Origin of the sequence: Comamonas sp. Y33R10-2, assembly GCF_019355935.1 — a bacterium.
Taxonomy (GTDB): Bacteria; Pseudomonadota; Gammaproteobacteria; order Burkholderiales; family Burkholderiaceae_C; genus Comamonas.
Window position 1 is genome coordinate 613,583 of sequence record NZ_CP079925.1, and the last position, 16,828, is coordinate 630,410.

The window sequence follows — 16,828 nt, forward strand, 5'->3', positions numbered from 1 at the left end:
ACAAACCCTAGAGCTGCGCGTGCAGGCTTTTATCAAAATCATTTTTTAGCGCAACCCTATATGATGTCGTCCTTTGGTGCTCGCGGCGTTGTTCTGACGCTGCAGTTAAACGGGAAACATGAAGGGCTGGCTTAGCGCCAATCCTCGCATGTACTGCCCCCGCAACAGTGAGTGCACAGGTTTAAAAAACCAGACTGTCTAAATCAGCCACTGAAGCGCATTGCGCTTTGGGAAGGCTAGGCAGTCAGTGCATCAGTCTGGATACCGGCCAAACATGTGCCAGAGTCTTTAGAGCCTCTAACACGACCCTTGATACCTCGTTGCTTCGCCTTGTCGTACTTTTGTACTGCCTGCGGCTTCGCGCCTCGTCTCAAACGCAAACCTTTGGTTTGCTGGCTTGTGTTAGCTGCTCTTAGGGACTCTGGATTGGTATGCATCTGGCGGGGACGCTAGTGCTAACTGTTCGAGATTTTTCATGCATAGCTCTCTTTCCCTAACGGCACAAGGCCTTCGTACGCCGGTGTCTGCTTTCGCGCTTATCTCTGCGCCAGCTCCTTTCTTCACTTCATCGCGCCTGACTTGGGTTGCTGCGGCGGCAATGTCTGTTTGCGCAGCCACTGCCTTTGCTCAAACAGAGCGGCGCATGGCTGAAACCGTGGTGACTGCCACGCGTTCTGCGGTGGCTGTTGATGACGCTTTGGCCGATGTGAGCGTGATCTCCGCAAAGCAAATTGAGGCGATGGCGCCGGCCCGTTCAGCTGCAGAGTTGCTGCAGCGTCTGGGCGGCGGCATACAGATGACTGGCAATGGCGGTCGTGGAGCTGCGCAAAGCGTGTTTCTGCGCGGCACGGCAAGCACACAGTCTTTGCTGCTCATTGATGGCGTGCGTTATGGCTCTGCCACCATGGCGGCTCCGGTTCTTGATAACTTGCCGTTGGAGATGATTGATCGCATCGAAGTGGTGAAGGGCCCAGCTTCTGCGATCTATGGCAGTGAAGCTATTGGCGGCGTTATTCAAATTTTCACCAAGCGCGGCAAGGATGCAGACAAGCCATTTCTGGGTAATGGGTCTGTGACCGCTGGAGAGAACGGCTACAAGGCAGCATCTGCCGGCATGCGTGGGGCACAGGGCGGTTTTGACTATCAGCTCAACGTCAATCGTCTGGTCGATCATGGGTTTTCTGGTACCAATGCCAAGGCGGGCCTCTACACCTACAACCCGGATCGCGATAGCTTTGCGCAAACCTCCGTGAACTTGGGCTTGGGCTACGCCTTGAGCCAAGATTGGCGCATCGACAGCAATTTTTTGCAGTCCGATGGTCGCATTCACACCGATTCGGGTCTGGGCTCCAACCCTTATGCCGAATTGAAGACGCGTGTGGCAAAACTCAAGCTCTCCGGTAAGGTGCAGCCCAACTGGACGACATCGGTGTCGGTAGGCCAGTCGCGCGATGAGCAAAAGAACTTCGGCTCGCCGTATGGCAATAGCTTCTTCAATACCACCCAGCTTGAATACAAGTGGGACAACGAGATAGCAACGCGACTGGGTACGGTGCTGGTTGGTGCTGAGCGACTGGAGCAAAAGGTGGATGTGTCCAGCGACTATGCAATGACACGCCGCAATATCAATGCCGTCTTTTTGGGACTCAACGGCAGCGCTGGCAACCATTCGTGGCAAGGCAATGTGCGGCGTGACGATAACTCCCAGTTCGGCGGCATGACGACCTATGGTTTGAGCTACGGCTACGAGCTTGCTAAGGGTCTGAGAGCCTACGCCTCGCATGGCAAGAGCATGCGCGCGCCGTCGTTCAATGATCTGTACTACGTGGATGCTTTATATCCCATGTACAACGGCAACCCGAATCTGCGCCCAGAAGAAGGCAAGAACAACGAGATTGGTCTGCAATGGAGCCGAGGTGTACAGCGTGCCAAGTTGCTGCACTTTGACAACAAGGTAAGTAACCTGATTGCTATTGGCAGCACGGGCATGACGAATCTGATGGGGCAGACTCGCCTCAGGGGTTGGAGTCTGGAGTACGGCATCAATGTAGATGGCTGGAATGCGTCGATGAACTACGACTACCTCGATGCCAAGCAAGCCGATGGCAAGCCTTTGAATCGCCGCGCCAAAAATCAGCTGGCGCTCAATTTGAACAAGCGTGTCGGTGACTGGAAGCTCGGCGGTAGCCTGCTGCATGCCAGCAGCCGCAAAGACACGGACTACAACACCTATTCCAGCGTCACCTTGCCTGCCTACACCATCGTGGATTTGTATGCCGAGTACCGCATCAACCCAGAGTGGTCGCTGCAGGCACGCGTAGCCAATGTGGGCAACAAGCACTATGAAAGTGTTTACGGCTTCAATCAGCTCGGCCGTGCGGGTTATCTGACCCTGAAGTGGGCCATGCGTTGATCAAACGCTTGAGGAGCAGCCTTGCTTTGGTGTTGGCTGTGGGCTGCACTGCGGCCATGGCCGCAACTCCACCGCAGCGCATCATCTCCCTGCTGCCCTCCGCCACAGAGTCTGTCTGTGCGCTGGGGGCTTGCGATCGACTGGTGGGGGTTGATGAGTTTTCGTTAGAGCCGCCGCAGGTGCGCAGCCTGCCACAGCTGGGCAAGACTTGGCAGCCAGACATCGAGCGGATTGTGACGCTGCGCCCGGACTGGGTGTTGGTGGGGCGCTCTGCGGGCGTGATTGCGCGCCTGCAGGCAGCTCATATTCGCTACCTAGAGGTGGATGCGAGCAGCTTAGAGCAGGTGCGCGCCGTGCTGTTTAAGCTCGATGAGGTGCTGCAAACAGGACAGGCTCAAAATTTGTGGCAACGCATGCAGGCGCATGTGGATGCTGCAGCCCGACAGCTCAAGCAGCAGGGGGCGGCTGTGCCACGCATCTACCTTGAAGTGGATCCTGCCATGTATGCGGCAGGGGCGACTTCGTTTATGGGTCAGTTACTGACTCGATTAGGCGCTCGCAATATCGCACCAGAGGGTGCCACTGCGTTCATGCGCTTGTCGCCAGAGTTTGTGCTGCGCGCCGACCCTGACCTCATCATTCTTTCTCACCATGGCGAGAGTCTGCGCAAGCTGGATGAGCGCCCCGGTTGGCCGCAAATGCGCGCTTTGCAGCCCGATCAACGCCCGCGCCGTGTTTGCCAGTTGAGCAAGGAAGACAGCCGCGTCGTAACCCGCCCGGGGCCGAGGCTGGATCTGGCGGCCACCATTTTTGCTGCATGCATTGAGCGGCTCAACAACACAACATCTCATGAAACTCAGTAAAAATTTTGACGAAGTCTGCTACCCGTTTATTTGCGAGACTTCGTACCTGTGCGACTTTGAGGTGACGACCGATGAGCTGTGCGCTTTGATTGGTAGCGCGTTGGAAGCAACGCCAGCCGAGTTCGCCGATCTGCGTTTAGACCTTGAGCGCATTCAGCCTCTGGCTTTTCACATCAATGGCTCGATTCGCGCAAAGCTGGCGGTGGAGGAGGCGGATCTGGATTGGCTTAAAGAGCGCTTGCATTACTACAGCGCGCAGGCTGGCGAGCGCATGCATGCCTTTGTGCTTCCGCGTGGCGCTGCGCCTGTGCCCCAGTTGCATCAAGCACGTTCTGTGGCCAAGAAGGCGATTCGCTGCATGGTTCGAGTGGAGCAAGAGGGGCGAGACATCCCCGACATCTTGCAGCGCATGTGCAACGTACTGTGCAATCTGTTTTTTGCGATGACGCTGGCGGTGAATCAACGCCGGGGCGTGACGGAGGTGCCGTTCGTCAGCAAGAGCTACAAGGTGCGCTAGCCCAGCGGGGCTAAGCTAAGCAGCTTGCTCCATTCCGTGCGCTGTCAGTCGCAACACGCGGTCAGAGCGCTTGGCCGCTTCTGCTGAGTGAGTGACGAGGATGAGCGCCGTGCCGTTGTCACGGGTTTGCTGTAGCAGCAAGTCCATCACTTGCTGGGCGGTGGATGGGTCCAGGTTGCCCGTGGGTTCATCGGCCAGCAACAGGGGCGGCGAATGCACCAGTGCGCGGGCAATAGCCACGCGCTGCAACTGCCCGCCGCTGAGTTGCTGGGGCAAGCGCTGGCCCAACCCCTCCAGTCCCACGGCATTGAGCACCTGCTGCACCCGCTGCTCACCTTGCACATTCATGCGGTCCAGCAGCATCAGCGGCAGAGCAATGTTCTGCGCCACATCCAGATGCGGCAGCACATGAAAGGCCTGAAACACAAAGCCCAGATGCGCTCGGCGCCAAACAGCGCGCTGGGTTTCATCTAACGTTGATAGGTCAACACCTTGATGGAGCACGCGGCCTTGCTGCCAGCTGTCTAGCCCGGCAAGGCAGTTGAGAAAGGTAGACTTGCCCACGCCAGAGTTGCCGACAATGGCGACAAATTCACCGGCCTGTACTTCGAAGCTGACATGCTCAAAAACAGCAGTTTGAGTCTGTATTGGTGACGTCGCTTCGCCGTAGCGCTTGGCGAGGTCTTGAACTTGCAAGAGGCAAGGGGCGAGTGATGAATCAGTAGCAGCCATGCAGCGATCTTAACGAGGGTGCTGCGGGGCTGGGTTTAGCCAGCGGCTCGCTGCGCTTGGTCAATCACAGCCATGGCGGCTGTTAACAGTTGCTGCTGCGCATCGGGCGCATCGCAGGCAATGGCGTGGCGCTGGGGCATGGAGCGCAGCCAAGTGATCTGGCGCTTGGCCAATTGGCGGGTCGCGGCAATGCCTTTTTCGCGCAGCAGGTAATGATTGATTTCGGGTAGGTTATGCGCGCTTTGCCAGTCCAACTCTTCCCATGCCTGGCGGTAACCCACGCAGCGCATGGATGGCAGATCGAGATGCAGATCGCCGCGTGTGCGCAACTGGCGAACCTCGTCCAGAAAGCCTTGCTGCAGCATCAGATCAAAGCGCTGCGCAATGCGCTGGTGCAGCCATTTGCGGTCTTCAGGCTCCAAAGAGAAAAGGGCTGCAAGCCCTATCTGCTCTGCAGCACCTGCTTTGTTTTTTGTAGTGTGAAAGCTCGATAGCGGCTTGCCCGAAACATGCCACACCTCCAGAGCACGCTGAATGCGCTGGCTGTCGCCGGGGGCCAAGCGTGTTGCGGTGGTGGGGTCAACTTCGGCCAGCTTGGCATGCATGGCGGGCCAGCCCAGCTCGGCAGCTTGTGCGTCTAGCATGGTGCGCACGGCCGGGTCTGCGGCGGGCATGTCGTCCAGCCCATCCATCAGCGCTTTGAAGTACAGCATGGTGCCGCCCACCAGCAGCGGTATGGCGTTGCGGGCGTGGATTTCATCGACCAGCTTTTGCGTGTCGCGCACAAACTCGGCTGCGCTATACGACTGCAGCGGGTCGATGATGTCGATGAGGTGATGAGGCACAGCCGCCAGCTCGGCTGCAGAGGGCTTGGCTGTGCCAATGTCCATGCTTTTGTAGACCAAGGCTGAATCTACGCTGATGATTTCAGTTTTTTGCCCGCGCTGCGCCAGCAGTTCAGACAGCGCCAGTGCCGCAGCAGTTTTGCCCGAGGCGGTGGGGCCGGCAATGGCGATACAGGGCAGGGGATGTGAAGCAGTCATGGCGCAGAAATCATTACAGGGCTGAGATCAAAAAACAAATGGCCCGTGGGCACGGACCATTGGCGTTTGCAGGCTGCGAAGGATAGCGCACCCTTTGGCTTATATGCAGCAGCAGGGCTTAGCCTTGAGCCAGTCGATTGGGCACAGCATGCATTCTGAAAAAGTCTCTATAAAAAGAAAAACTGCTTTTTAAATGCCTCAAATATCTTATTTGTTGTGATTCGGGTCGATGCGCCCAAAACGGCGTACCAGCACCCAGGCAGATAGCGCAGTGCACGCCGACCAGAACCACATACCGAAGGCCAGCGGGGCTGCAGAGTCCACATCAAGGTGCTGGCCCAGCCAGTGCCCCATGGCAAACGCCAGAATCATCATCACAAAGCCGTTGATGGCCGAGGCCGTGCCAGCAGCTTGCGGAAACGGCGCAATCGCATTGCTCTGCCCACAAGGCATGTGGATGCCATGGGCCATCTGATACAGGCAACAGGGCAGGGCATAGGCCCAGATGCTGCGGCTGTCGGCCAACGCGGCAATGCCCATCATCGTGCCCGCCGCCAGCGTGAGTGCGCCGGCAATGGCCACGGCTTGCTGCACATTCATGCGCGTCAGCAGGCGGCGACAGGCAAAAGTGCCTGCGATGTAGCACAGCGCATTGGTGCCTAGCATCAGGCCGTAATGCGTGCGCTCCATGTGCAGCACATTGATATAGGTGAACGACGAGGCCGCCAGATTGGTGAACAGTCCTCCGTAGGTGGAGCAGGTCAGCAGGTTGTAGGCCTGAAACATGGGGTTGCGCACAATAAGGCCCCAAGTGCGCAGCAGATGGCTAGGGCGTGTGGCCTGCGGGTTGCGCTGGGGAATGGACTCCTTGAAGCGCAGCGCCACCAGCCCCAGTGCCACGCAGCCCATGAAGGCCTGCGCCGTCATGGTGGAGCGCCAGCCCAGCCATTCCACCAACAGACTGCCACTGATGGGCGCTAAAAAGGCCAGCACTCCCAGTCCGGTCAAGGCCTTGGACATAACTTGCGCCCCCATGTGCGGGGCGTACAAATCGCGCACCACGGCTCTGGCGCACATCACCACCGCGCCCAGTGCTGCGCCTTGCAGCGCGCGCCAGCCAATCAAGGCATCCATGCTCTGTGCACTGGCGCAGCCTAGGGCACCGATGACATAGCCCGCCAAACCTGTCAGCAGCACGGGGCGACGCCCCCACCGGTCTGACAGCGGACCCCACAGCAGTTGGGAGCAACCAAAGGCCAGCAAGAAACCCGTCAGCGTGAGCTGGGTGCGGGAGACATGGACGCCAAAGCCTTGCTGAATCAGCGGTAGGCTGGGCAGGTACATATCGGTAGCCAGCGGCTGCAGGCCCAGCAGCAAACCGAGGGTGATGATGATCAGTACTACGGAATCAGGAGCGCCACCTCTATATTCTGTATGGACATTAGGCGTATTTGGCTTGAATGGAGGCTGGGCAGACGGTGCAGGCATGGCAAGCCGAGCCTAGCAGGGATTGCGAACGCGCCTGCCGGCCCTTACGTCGTTGATGGCGATGTGGCTGCGCGTGATTAATGCAGGTGCCAACCACTGCGCAATGGCCCTCAGCGAGGGTTGAGGCCGAACAGCTCCTGCAAAGCAGCGCGGTACTGCTTAAGCGCCTTGCTTTGGGTGTTGTGGTGTGTGGCACCATCCACCAATAAAAAGCGCTTGGGCTGCTGGGCTGCATCAAACAGCTGCAGGCCCAGCCGGACGGGAATCAGTGGGTCTGCTGAGCCATGCACCACCAGCAGCGGCGAGCCAATGCGGGCCACCTTGTTCACGGAGTTAAAGCGCTGGGTGATCAGCCAGTCCAGTGGCAGCCAGCCCCAGCGCATGGAATCAAACACATCGGGGATGCTGGTGAAGGTGGATTCGACGATCACGCCCTGCTCATCATTCACAGCACTGGCCAGATCAATCGCAATGGCGCCGCCCAGAGAGTGACCGAAGATGTAGCGCGGTTTGCCTGCCGCTTTATCGCCCAGCCAGCGCCATGCAGCGCGAGCATCTTCAGTGGCTGAGGCTTCAGAAGGCAAGGCCTTGCTGCTCTGGCCAAAACCCCGGTAATCCACTGCCAGCACTGAAAAGCCCATGTCGTGCAGCCGCCGGATGCGGGGGGATGATCCCGTCACGTTCCAGCGCGCCCCGTGCAAAAACAGTAGCGCCGGAGCATTGGCGTTGCGAGAGGGCATCCATAAAGCATGCAGTTTCACCGTATCACCATCGCGGCTGCGAAAGTCAATCCACTGCTCTTGCATACCCGCGGTGTTGGCACCGGGCCAGCTGCGGTCGCTGGGCTGGAAAATCCACAGCCGCTGGCGTGTGTCTAGCTCGTTTAAGCCCCAGAGGGATAAACCTGCCAGCACAGTCAAACCCAGTGCCAGCAAGGCGCGGCGCAAATTCCAAAAGCGTGATGGGGTGGACATGGGGTGTGTAAAGAGGTCAGATACTGCGCAAGTATGTTGGGTTCAAGCAGCCCAGTTTATTTTCATGCCATGAATTGGCGATATTCTTGAGCTTACTTCAAGGCACAAATCGATAGCTGGCTGTGCAGCATCTATGGGCACTTGGGGCTTGTTTGAGGATGATTCAATATGTCGATCTGCCTAGGCCTTGCCGCCAACAAACTGCACCACCTAACGGAGGATGCCGCGCTTTTTACCTTGCTGCGCGCCTGCGAGGCAGGGATTCGTGAGCTGAAATTGGGCTTTCACACCGTGGGTCGCACCTACGATGCCATCACCGCTGCCAGCATGCTGCAGGGCTACAAAGGTTTGGTGCGCTACCCCTATGGCCGTGAAGGCGGGCTGATGAAGCTGGTTGCCGAAGTGGTGGGTATGGAAGGCGACGAGCGCACTCTCGATGGCGCCATCTACCTGATGGACCCGGTGGACCCATCCTCCATCTTCCCTGAGGCGCTGGCCATGAAGCGTCAGTGCGTGATTCACGGCAAGCCATTTTTGTCCACCGTGGCATCGACGCGTGACTGGATTGAGATGGAGCGCATTCACGCAGGCTTTGCGCGTGACCGCAATGCTGACCGCTATCACGACTATGCAAGCCAGACGCTGGCGCTGATTGCCCACGATGCGATGAAGCCCACCATGCTGGACTTTGCTGCGCGCAACTTTGAACTGCTGAGCCGCTACCGCCGCCGCGTGGGCACGGGCACCACGGGCCAGAAGCTCAACGAGATGGCGTGGAGCAAGGGCTGGCCAGCAGACAAACCTTGGGTGGACCGCTACAACAGCGGCCCATTAGGAGGCGACGCGCAAATTGCTGACTTAGTGCTGGAAAAGCGCTGCCACCGCGCTATCTTTTTTGAAGACCCACATGTGGCCCGCCAGCACGAAGCCGATATACAACTGCTGGAACGCGCCGTCACTACCGTCACCCACGATGCGGTGTGCAGCACCTCGCCTCAAGTGGCGCAGCGCTGGTGCGATGCGGCGGTCAAGCGCGGCGGCTGACCCTTTCGCTAATTATTTGCCGCGATAGCGCATCAGCTCTGCTTTGAGCCAGCTCGCGCTGGGCTCGGCCTCTTTGCCTGCGCAGCGCACCTGATAAGGCTTGTGGCTCATGCTGCTTTCGCTGGCGGCGCGGGTGATGAAGTCTTCAGATGTGACCAGCCAGCCTTTTTTGAGCAAATAGTCGTACTTGCCGCGCAGGTGGTCTGCCGCCTTGGCGCTGTCATACCAGCTGCCATTGCGCTGAAACTCGCAGCCTGAGTTTTTAAGGTGGCCTATCAAATGCTCAATTTCCTGCGTGGCCGCCGGCGTGGGCTTTTCAGCCAAAGCAGCGCTGGTGGCTGCGCACAGCAGCAGGGCGGTAATGAGGTGCTTCTTCATGGTGAGCCCATCGTACAAAGACAAAAGCCGCAGCGATGAACTGCGGCTTTTTTATGGCACTTTTTTGGTAAGCAGAGGTTTATCTCAAACCTTCAAGGCGCAGGCGAAGCCAGCGGTTTGCCCTTTTCAACTACGTACACGCCAATGAGCTTTACGGTGCCGCTGCTGGCGTTGTGCGCATCGTGAATGACACCGGCGGGCACGACGAATGATTCGCCAGCTTTGAGAGTGCGCGGCGGCTGGCCGTCAATGAGCAGATCGACCTCACCTTCACTGATATAGCTGATTTCATCGCCGGGATGGGTATGGCGACCGGCGCGTGCTCCCGGTGCGACCTCGACCTTGGCCACCACGGCCTCTCGGCCCGGCACTGAGACATCGGCCTTGCCCACCATGGTACGTGTCAAGCCGCTAGCCTGCGCCATGGCACTGCCGCTGATAAAAAACAAGGCGCTGGTGCAAAGCAGGGCCGCAGGTTTGAGCAAGTAGTGCATGGCAGATCCTCTGTAAAAGTACAAAGAAACTTTTGTACCCGCAGCGCGTTAGCTGCGTATGAGGACTTGCCCGTTGATGGGGCCGCATTGCTCAGCGCTTAAATTCAACACTGAGATCGTAAACACGCGTCTTCAATGCAAATATCTGCAATGAAAATATCATCAATACAAATGGCGCTGCCCATCAGTCGATGCGCAGCGCCATTTGAGTTGGATGGTCGTTTTGATGGGCGTTTTTAGAAGTAGTGCCGCATACCCGCAGCCAGAGATCGAGAGCCCACGCCAGCTTCACCCGTCAGGTAACGCGCACGCTCATGGTTGTTGACTTGGGTGTAGAGCGCATAGATCTTGGTGCGCTTGCTGAAGTTGTAGTTGTAGCCCAGCGTCCACTGCGTAGCCTGTGTGCCGGCTTCGCCGCCCACTTTGCCGGCATAACCCACATTCGCGTGGTACTCGTTAGGGCCATCTTCGTACTGAATGGATACGCGTGCCATATTGCGATTGCGCTGGCTGCTATCAACTTGGAAGCTTGCCTGATCCCAGCCGCGGCTGTTTTGCACAAAGCCGGCCAGCGTCCACGGCCCAGTGGTGTAGGTGGCGCGCACAGTGGCTTGCTCGGCCACACCCCAGCGGTTGTAGCCAAAGCCTAGTGTGAAGTCGCCCAGCTCGTAATTGGCGGCCAAGTCCCAAGCGTTTTTGTTGGGCTCGGTCTGTTTTTCATGCAAGCTGGTGCCCAGCTCTACGGTCAGACCTTGGTATTGCGGCAGGCGCCAAGACACATGATTGCCGCCGTTGGATACCCATGCATACAGCGCATCGGCTGAGATACCGGTGTCAAAGTTGTGCATGCTCACCACATCGGCCGTGGCGTAGTAGGCCTCGCTGAACATGCGGCCCATGCGCAGCATACCGAAGCTGCCCGTCAGATTCACTTCGCTCTTACGGTTGAAGTAGTCACTGGCGCTGTTTGCGCCGGAGTCAATATCAAAGCCATGCTCCAAAATAAAACCGGCCTGCATGCCGCCGCCCAGATCCTCCTGCCCGCGCAGGCCCCAAAAGGATTCGTTATTGCGCAGGCCCTGCGCGCGGGCTTGGCTATCGGAGCGGTTGCTTTCAATAGACGCGTTGATGCGGCCATAGACCTGCAGCGTGCCATTGGGCGCTTGCTGAGCGTGGACAAGAGAAGGCAAGGAAAGTGCGGCCAAGGCGGCGCAACTGGCGAAGTGGGCCAAAGGCAGACGCCAGCAGGGTAATACAGTCACGGGCAACAACAAATGCAAAGCGCCCGGCAGTACCGGGCGTTATCTAAAAGGCACAGGGCGCTAGGCCCTATGTGGGAAGGATGTGAATCCTAGGGTAATCCCTTGTTTTGTGCACAGATGCTGCTAGATACCGGCACGGGTGAGAAGTTTTTAGGGCGGTTTCTGTCGGGGCTGTGACGTTGGCGTGCAGAGCTGCTAGCGACTGTGGATCAACGGGTTAATGCAACACAATGCTCGCCTCTGGCGCAGCGATTGCCGTCATTGATACAGCCAAGTCCAGCAACCACCTCATGACATTCCCCGGCCGCGCGAGCCTGCGAGCATGATCTCTGCGGGGCGCGCGCTCAAACCTTGGTGAGGAAGGCCGCCGCATCACCTGCTTCACACTTCCAGTCTGCGAAGACTCCAACCAGATTGCATTCCACGCAGTGGCAAGCGATGTAGTACCAGCGCACGTCATGTGTGCCTTCGTACACGGATACGCCAGACACCAGCTCGAACACCTCGTTCTCGCACACGCACTCGTGCGCCTCGGGGGCGGCCTCTTCAACGTGGTCCGCGCTGTCGCCCATCAGGTGTATCTGCCCGCAGTCGGTGCAGGTGCGGATTGCCACGCCGGCTTCTTCATCGGTCTGCAGCGCAAAAGTCCGGCACCCGCAAGTGCATTTGGACGAGGCAAACCGGACGGCCTCATAGCGATTCGCAACGCTGTAGCTGCGCAGCTCGGCTTGGGTGTCTCCGGACGTCGTTCCGTACATGAACTCGCCCTTCTTCGTCAGTGCCATTGATGTTGTTCCATTCTTCAAGGTGGGCTTCCCGGCAGACCTGACGCCAAGCTTGCCCCGATCATCTGAATTTTGCCTGAAGGCACGGTGAATTGTCGTCAAGGGGTTGGGGCGGGGTGGCCTCCGATAAGGGCTGCGAAAATCTTGAATGCCGGTTCTTGGAGTTTGCAGCCAGAGTCCATCAAGTTCAGCGGTTGATTGCCGCTAACACTCGGTGTTGAAACCCCTGCGTCAGCTCTAGCCTAGACCTGCTGTTCGCGGCTTACTACCGGACGATAGATCCTGGCCGCAAGCTCGCCCTGCTCAAAAGCATGTATGTAGTCGACTTGCCTCGCTTTGCCACGACTTAATTCAAAGACAAAATGAAAAAAGGCCCCGAAGGGCCTTTTTTCGTTGCAGTCCAGCGCTAAAGCTTAGATCACGCCTTGAGCGATCATGGCGTCGGCAACCTTCACAAAGCCGGCGATGTTGGCGCCGTCGATGTAGCTGATGGTGCCGTCTTCGCGCTTGCCGTGCTTGACGCAAGCGGCGTGAATGCTTTGCATGATTTGCAGCAGGCGGGCGTCCACTTCTTCAGCAGGCCAAGACAGGCGAGCCGAGTTTTGCGACATTTCCAGACCGGACGTGGCCACGCCACCGGCGTTGGATGCCTTGCCGGGTGCGTACAGCACGCCAGCGGCTTCGAAGGCCTTGGCCGCTTCGATGGTGGAGGGCATGTTGGCGCCTTCAGCCACGCACAGAACGCCGTTGGCGATCAGTGTCTTGGCATCGGCTTCGGTCAGCTCGTTTTGGGTAGCGCAAGGCAGGGCCACGTCTACCTTGATAGACCAAGGGCTTTGGCCAGCCAAGAATTCAACGCCAGACACCAGCTTGGCATAGTCGCTGACGCGGCCGTACTTGTTGTTCTTCACATCCATCAGGATGGCCAGCTTTTCGGTGGTGAAGCCCGCTGCGTCGTACACAGTGCCCGAGGAGTCAGACACGCTCACAACCTTGGCGCCCAGCTCCATCGCCTTTTCCACAGCGTACTGAGCCACGTTGCCCGAACCGGACACGGACACGGTCTTGCCTTCAAACGACTGGCCGCGAGTGGCCAGCATTTCGCGGGCGAAGTACACGGTGCCGTAGCCAGTGGCTTCAGGGCGAATCAGCGAGCCGCCAAACGACAGGCCCTTGCCGGTAAACACGGACGAGGCGGTGTTCGACAGCTTTTTGTACATGCCGGCCATGTAACCCACTTCGCGGCCACCCACGCCGATGTCGCCTGCTGGCACATCGGTATCTGGGCCCACGTGGCGGAACAGCTCGGCAACGAAGGCTTGGCAAAAGCGCATGACTTCAGCGGAGCTCTTGCCCTTGGGGTCGAAGTCAGAGCCGCCCTTGCCGCCGCCCATAGGCAGGGTGGTCAGCGCGTTCTTGAAGGTCTGCTCGAAAGCCAGGAACTTCAGCACGGACTGGTTAACGGAGGGGTGAAAGCGCAGGCCGCCCTTGTAGGGGCCAATCGCCATGCTGTGCTGAATGCGGAAGCCGCGGTTCACTTGCACTTGGCCCTTGTCGTCCGTCCAGCTGACGCGGAACTGGATGATGCGCTCGGCTTCAACCAGACGCTCCAGCAGAGCGTGTTCAGCGTACTTAGGGTGCTTCTCGATGAAGGGCCACAGGCTTTCCATCACTTCGGTGACGGCTTGCAGGAATTCGGGCTGACCGGGGTTGCGTTGTGCCACTTCTTCCAAGAATTGGCCTACGGACTGGTACTTCATAGAGAACTTTCTGACGGATCGAGATAGATGCTGAAATTCGCGAAAACAAGATTATGCCGAAAAGTTATGTCTCTATGCATAGTTTTGGTGCGTGTAGGCGTGATTCTGGTGCATGCCTTCCTCAAAGTAGGACGCTGAGCTAGCATTTACTCTTACTTTTCAACGATTTAGCGCCGCTGCTTTTACAGCCTGATTGTTTGAACGCATGTAGCAAAAAAGTGCATAGAGTTTGTGAGGTTGGTATTGATGGCGCGCAAAGAACAGATGCGGCTCTCATGCTTTGTCTTGTGAGCACCAAAGAAGTGCGTGTCCGTGTGTGAGAAGGGGGAGCGCTGTCCCTGTCTCGAACTAAGCCGATTTTTGAGCCTTGGCTGTAGGACTTGTGGCCGCGGCTGCTTTTTGGCGCAGTTAGGCTGCTCAGGTTTCCTGCGCGGGGAAAATCTATTGCTTGCTATTAATTGGAGAGCTGCTTGTGGTCGTAATTTATAGACCTTGGATGGAAAACCATCACAGATCTATCAATTACGACCGCATGCAGCTTTCAATTTCATAACGCAGGTAATTTTTTACGGTTTCAGGAACCGCCTGCTTGCCTTGCGCTTGCTCTGCTTTGTGCTTGTTTAGCGACCGCGCAGAAAGAGTGCATCTAACTCTTTCATTGTCAGTTGGCGCCAAGTGGGACGGCCGTGGTTGCACTGGTCGGAGCGGTCTGTGACTTCCATCTGGCGCAGCAGGGCGTTCATCTCATCGAGGGTGAGCTTGCGGTTGGCACGCACCGCGCCGTGGCAGGCCATGGTGGCCAAAATCTCATTGCGCGCGCGTTGCACCACGGTGCTGGCGTCATGCTGAGCCAACTCAGCCAGCACGCTGCGGGCCAGCTCTACCGCATCCCCCTGCGCCAAAGTGGCTGGTACTGCGCGCACGGCTAATGTTTTGGGCGAGAAGGGCGAGACCTCCATGCCCAGCGCCAGCAAGGTGTCTGCATGGGCTTCGGCAGTGGCGACTTCTTCACGCGTAGCGGCAAAGGTGGCGGGAATGAGCAGGGGTTGGCTGGGAATGTTTTCCTCGCCATTTTGCGTATTGACCGCGTTCTTGAGCTGCTCGTAGACGATGCGCTCGTGGGCGGCATGCATGTCCACGATGATCATGCCCTGACTGTTCTCGGCCAGGATATAGACACCATGCAACTGCGCCACGGCGCGGCCTAGCGGCCAGACGGGGGCGGTGTCTGCGCTGGCTACATGTGCACTTGCTGTAGTTGCAGCGGTTACAGGCTGGGCCGGGTTTTGTGGGGCCGCAGCAGCCGGTTGACGCACCTCGGCTGTCGCTGTTTTAGCTATTAACTCTGTAGCTGCAGGTGCTTCTTGTACCTGCGCTGCTAGTGTTTTTCGCTGAAAGTAGCTGGACTGACCTGATGGGCGCAGCTTGATGTTTTCGCCTTCCGGTTGAGGCACCGGGCTGGGCATGGGGATGGTGTTGGTAATCGGCGCTTGGCTGGCAGGGAATGCAGGCGCTAATGGTGTTGTTGGTACAGGTGCTTGGGCGAACGGGGCTGGTTCTACCGCAACTTCTGCTGTCGCTGTCGTTACTTCAACAGCTGTTGCAGTCACAGCAGGAGTAGCCGCTGAAGGTGTGGCCACTTGCTCGCGCATGGGCTCCCAGAGCTTGGCCAGATCGCTGACGGGGTTGCCAACCAAGGGCTCGCCAAAGCTCATGCGGGTTTGAGGCCAAGCAGGGGCGTTGACTGGTTGGGCCGCCGCTGCGGCTGATTCATCGCTCAGGCTTGGTTGGCGAGCGGCTTCTTGCACAGCAGCTTCTTGTGCCGCGGCTTGCACCACTGCAGCTGCGCGGGGCGTGGCCAGCGCATTTTCAATCGCATGGCGCACGGCTTGGTGCACTTCACGGCTTTCGCGAAAGCGCACTTCGATCTTGGTGGGGTGTACGTTCACATCGACGCGCGATGGGTCGATCTGGATGTAGAGCGCGTAAATGGGCTGCTTGTTGCCGTGAAGAATGTCTTCGTAGGCAGAGCGGGCGGCATGGGTCAGCACCTTGTCGCGCACAAAGCGGCCGTTGACGTAGCAAAACTGGTGATCAGGCTTAGAGCGCGCGGCATCAGGCACGCCAGCGCGGCCGGTGACATGCACGGGGCCAGACCAGTGGTCTACGATGACGGAGTTGGCGACAAACTTCTCGCCCAGTACATCGGCCAGTCGGCTGGCAATGGCTTCCTCTGGCGTGCCAGTGGCTGCGCGCCACTGCTCGACCAGTTTGCCTTCATGCCAAATGGCAAAGCCCACATCGGGGCGGGCTAGTGCATGGCGACGAACGGCTTCTACGCAGTGAGCCAGTTCGGTGGCGTCGGTCTTGAGGAATTTGCGGCGAGCAGGGGTCGAGAAGAACAGCTCTTTGACTTCGACTGTGGTGCCTTGGTTGCGGGCGGCAGGGCGCAGCTCGCCACTGCGGGCGTCCAGCAGATAGGCCGAGTCTTGCCCTGCGGGTCGTGAAAAGATGGAGGTCTCGGATACCGAGGCAATCGCGGCTAGCGCTTCGCCTCGAAAGCCCATAGTGGCTACGGTTTCCAAATCATGCAGATCGGTGATCTTGCTGGTGGCGTGGCGGCGCAAGGCCACGGGCAGCTCTTCGCGGGGAATGCCGCAGCCGTCGTCTTCCACCGCAATCAGACGCACACCACCGGCCAGCAGGCGCAGGGTGATCTGGCTGGCGCCGGAGTCGAGCGCGTTATCCACCAGTTCGCGCACCACGGAGGCGGGGCGCTCCACCACCTCGCCGGCGGCGATCTGACTGATCAGCTCGTCGGGCAAATCGCGGATAGGCCGACGCGCCTGCACTGCATCTGCGGTCTGGGTCATGGAGTCGGAAGGGGTGGGGGAGAGTTCGGGGCTAGATACGTTCACGGCAATCATTCTAGGCTGGCGCGCAAGTAGGTCGGAAAGAGAGTACTCAAGAGAGAGTTTTAACGCGGACTTGAGTGAACACTTAAGAGAGCCTTCTATTCTTCAAAAACAAAAAAGAGCTGCAAAAAGCAGCTCTTTTTTATCAGCCTCAAAAAGG

The 16,828-nt window shown here is 58.3% G+C and carries 14 protein-coding genes and 1 riboswitch; of the genes, 4 read left to right on the plus strand and 10 right to left on the minus strand.

Translation table 11 applies throughout. From position 1 onward, the window contains the following. Positions 1-57: 57 nt before the first annotated feature. A riboswitch (cobalamin riboswitch) is annotated at positions 58-288 on the plus strand. A gap of 187 nt (positions 289-475) precedes the next feature. Genes KUF54_RS02665 through KUF54_RS02675 form a run of 3 tightly spaced genes read left to right on the plus strand, consistent with a single transcriptional unit; the run spans position 476 to position 3,793 of the window. After that, complete coding sequence (locus KUF54_RS02665) at positions 476-2,413, plus strand: TonB-dependent receptor domain-containing protein (protein ID WP_219345009.1); 1,938 nt, start codon at positions 476-478, stop codon at positions 2,411-2,413. A 56-nt stretch (positions 2,414-2,469) separates the two neighbouring features. Beyond that, positions 2,470-3,276 carry an ABC transporter substrate-binding protein gene (locus KUF54_RS02670; RefSeq protein ID WP_219345011.1) on the plus strand — a complete coding sequence of 269 codons (807 nt, stop codon included), beginning with the start codon at positions 2,470-2,472 and terminating at the stop codon, positions 3,274-3,276. Then, positions 3,263-3,793: a hypothetical protein gene (locus KUF54_RS02675; RefSeq protein ID WP_219345013.1), complete on the plus strand. Its 531-nt coding sequence runs from the start codon at positions 3,263-3,265 to the stop codon at positions 3,791-3,793. The genes KUF54_RS02670 and KUF54_RS02675 overlap by 14 nt, the downstream gene beginning before the upstream one ends. A gap of 15 nt (positions 3,794-3,808) precedes the next feature. On the opposite strand, the gene KUF54_RS02680 is transcribed toward KUF54_RS02675, so the two are convergent. From KUF54_RS02680 to KUF54_RS02695, 4 genes are all read right to left on the minus strand, one after another. Beyond that, positions 3,809-4,525 carry an ABC transporter ATP-binding protein gene (locus tag KUF54_RS02680; protein ID WP_219345015.1) on the minus strand — a complete coding sequence of 239 codons (717 nt, stop codon included), beginning with the start codon at positions 4,523-4,525 and terminating at the stop codon, positions 3,809-3,811. 35 nt (positions 4,526-4,560) lie between these two features. Further along, positions 4,561-5,568 (minus strand): tRNA (adenosine(37)-N6)-dimethylallyltransferase MiaA, encoded by a 1,008-nt coding sequence (gene miaA / locus KUF54_RS02685; RefSeq protein WP_219345017.1) that lies wholly within the window; start codon positions 5,566-5,568, stop codon positions 4,561-4,563. A 207-nt stretch (positions 5,569-5,775) separates the two neighbouring features. Next, on the minus strand, positions 5,776-6,963 hold the full coding sequence (locus KUF54_RS02690) for a multidrug effflux MFS transporter (protein ID WP_255576414.1): 1,188 nt from the start codon (positions 6,961-6,963) through the stop codon (positions 5,776-5,778). A 203-nt stretch (positions 6,964-7,166) separates the two neighbouring features. Beyond that, positions 7,167-8,030: an alpha/beta hydrolase gene (locus tag KUF54_RS02695; protein WP_219345021.1), complete on the minus strand. Its 864-nt coding sequence runs from the start codon at positions 8,028-8,030 to the stop codon at positions 7,167-7,169. A 168-nt stretch (positions 8,031-8,198) separates the two neighbouring features. Here KUF54_RS02695 and KUF54_RS02700 point away from each other — a divergent pair, with 168 nt between their 5' ends. After that, positions 8,199-9,074, plus strand: coding sequence for a methylglyoxal synthase (locus KUF54_RS02700; protein WP_219345024.1), 876 nt, complete (start codon positions 8,199-8,201; stop codon positions 9,072-9,074). A gap of 12 nt (positions 9,075-9,086) precedes the next feature. Here KUF54_RS02700 and KUF54_RS02705 read toward each other — a convergent pair whose 3' ends face one another. The 6 genes from KUF54_RS02705 to mutL all read right to left on the minus strand — a co-directional run bounded on the left by KUF54_RS02705 (position 9,087) and on the right by mutL (position 16,680). Then, positions 9,087-9,452 carry a DUF5329 domain-containing protein gene (locus KUF54_RS02705; protein WP_219345026.1) on the minus strand — a complete coding sequence of 122 codons (366 nt, stop codon included), beginning with the start codon at positions 9,450-9,452 and terminating at the stop codon, positions 9,087-9,089. A gap of 92 nt (positions 9,453-9,544) precedes the next feature. Next, positions 9,545-9,946, minus strand: coding sequence for a cupin domain-containing protein (locus tag KUF54_RS02710; protein WP_219345028.1), 402 nt, complete (start codon positions 9,944-9,946; stop codon positions 9,545-9,547). Between the two features lie 236 nt (positions 9,947-10,182). Then, the gene (locus tag KUF54_RS02715) at positions 10,183-11,208 is read right to left on the minus strand and encodes a porin (protein WP_255576247.1); all 1,026 of its coding nucleotides are present in this window, start codon (positions 11,206-11,208) and stop codon (positions 10,183-10,185) included. Between the two features lie 344 nt (positions 11,209-11,552). Beyond that, positions 11,553-11,993, minus strand: a complete 441-nt coding sequence (locus tag KUF54_RS02720; RefSeq protein ID WP_219346240.1) for a hypothetical protein — start codon at positions 11,991-11,993, stop codon at positions 11,553-11,555. 413 nt (positions 11,994-12,406) lie between these two features. Beyond that, a complete protein-coding gene (gene gdhA / locus KUF54_RS02725) occupies positions 12,407-13,753 on the minus strand; it encodes an NADP-specific glutamate dehydrogenase (protein ID WP_219345031.1) in 1,347 nt (448 codons plus the stop codon). Positions 13,754-14,373: 620 nt separating this feature from the next. Next, entirely contained in the window at positions 14,374-16,680 is a 2,307-nt protein-coding gene (gene mutL, locus KUF54_RS02730) for a DNA mismatch repair endonuclease MutL (protein ID WP_219345033.1), read from the minus strand. Between the last annotated feature and the right edge of the window lie 148 nt (positions 16,681-16,828).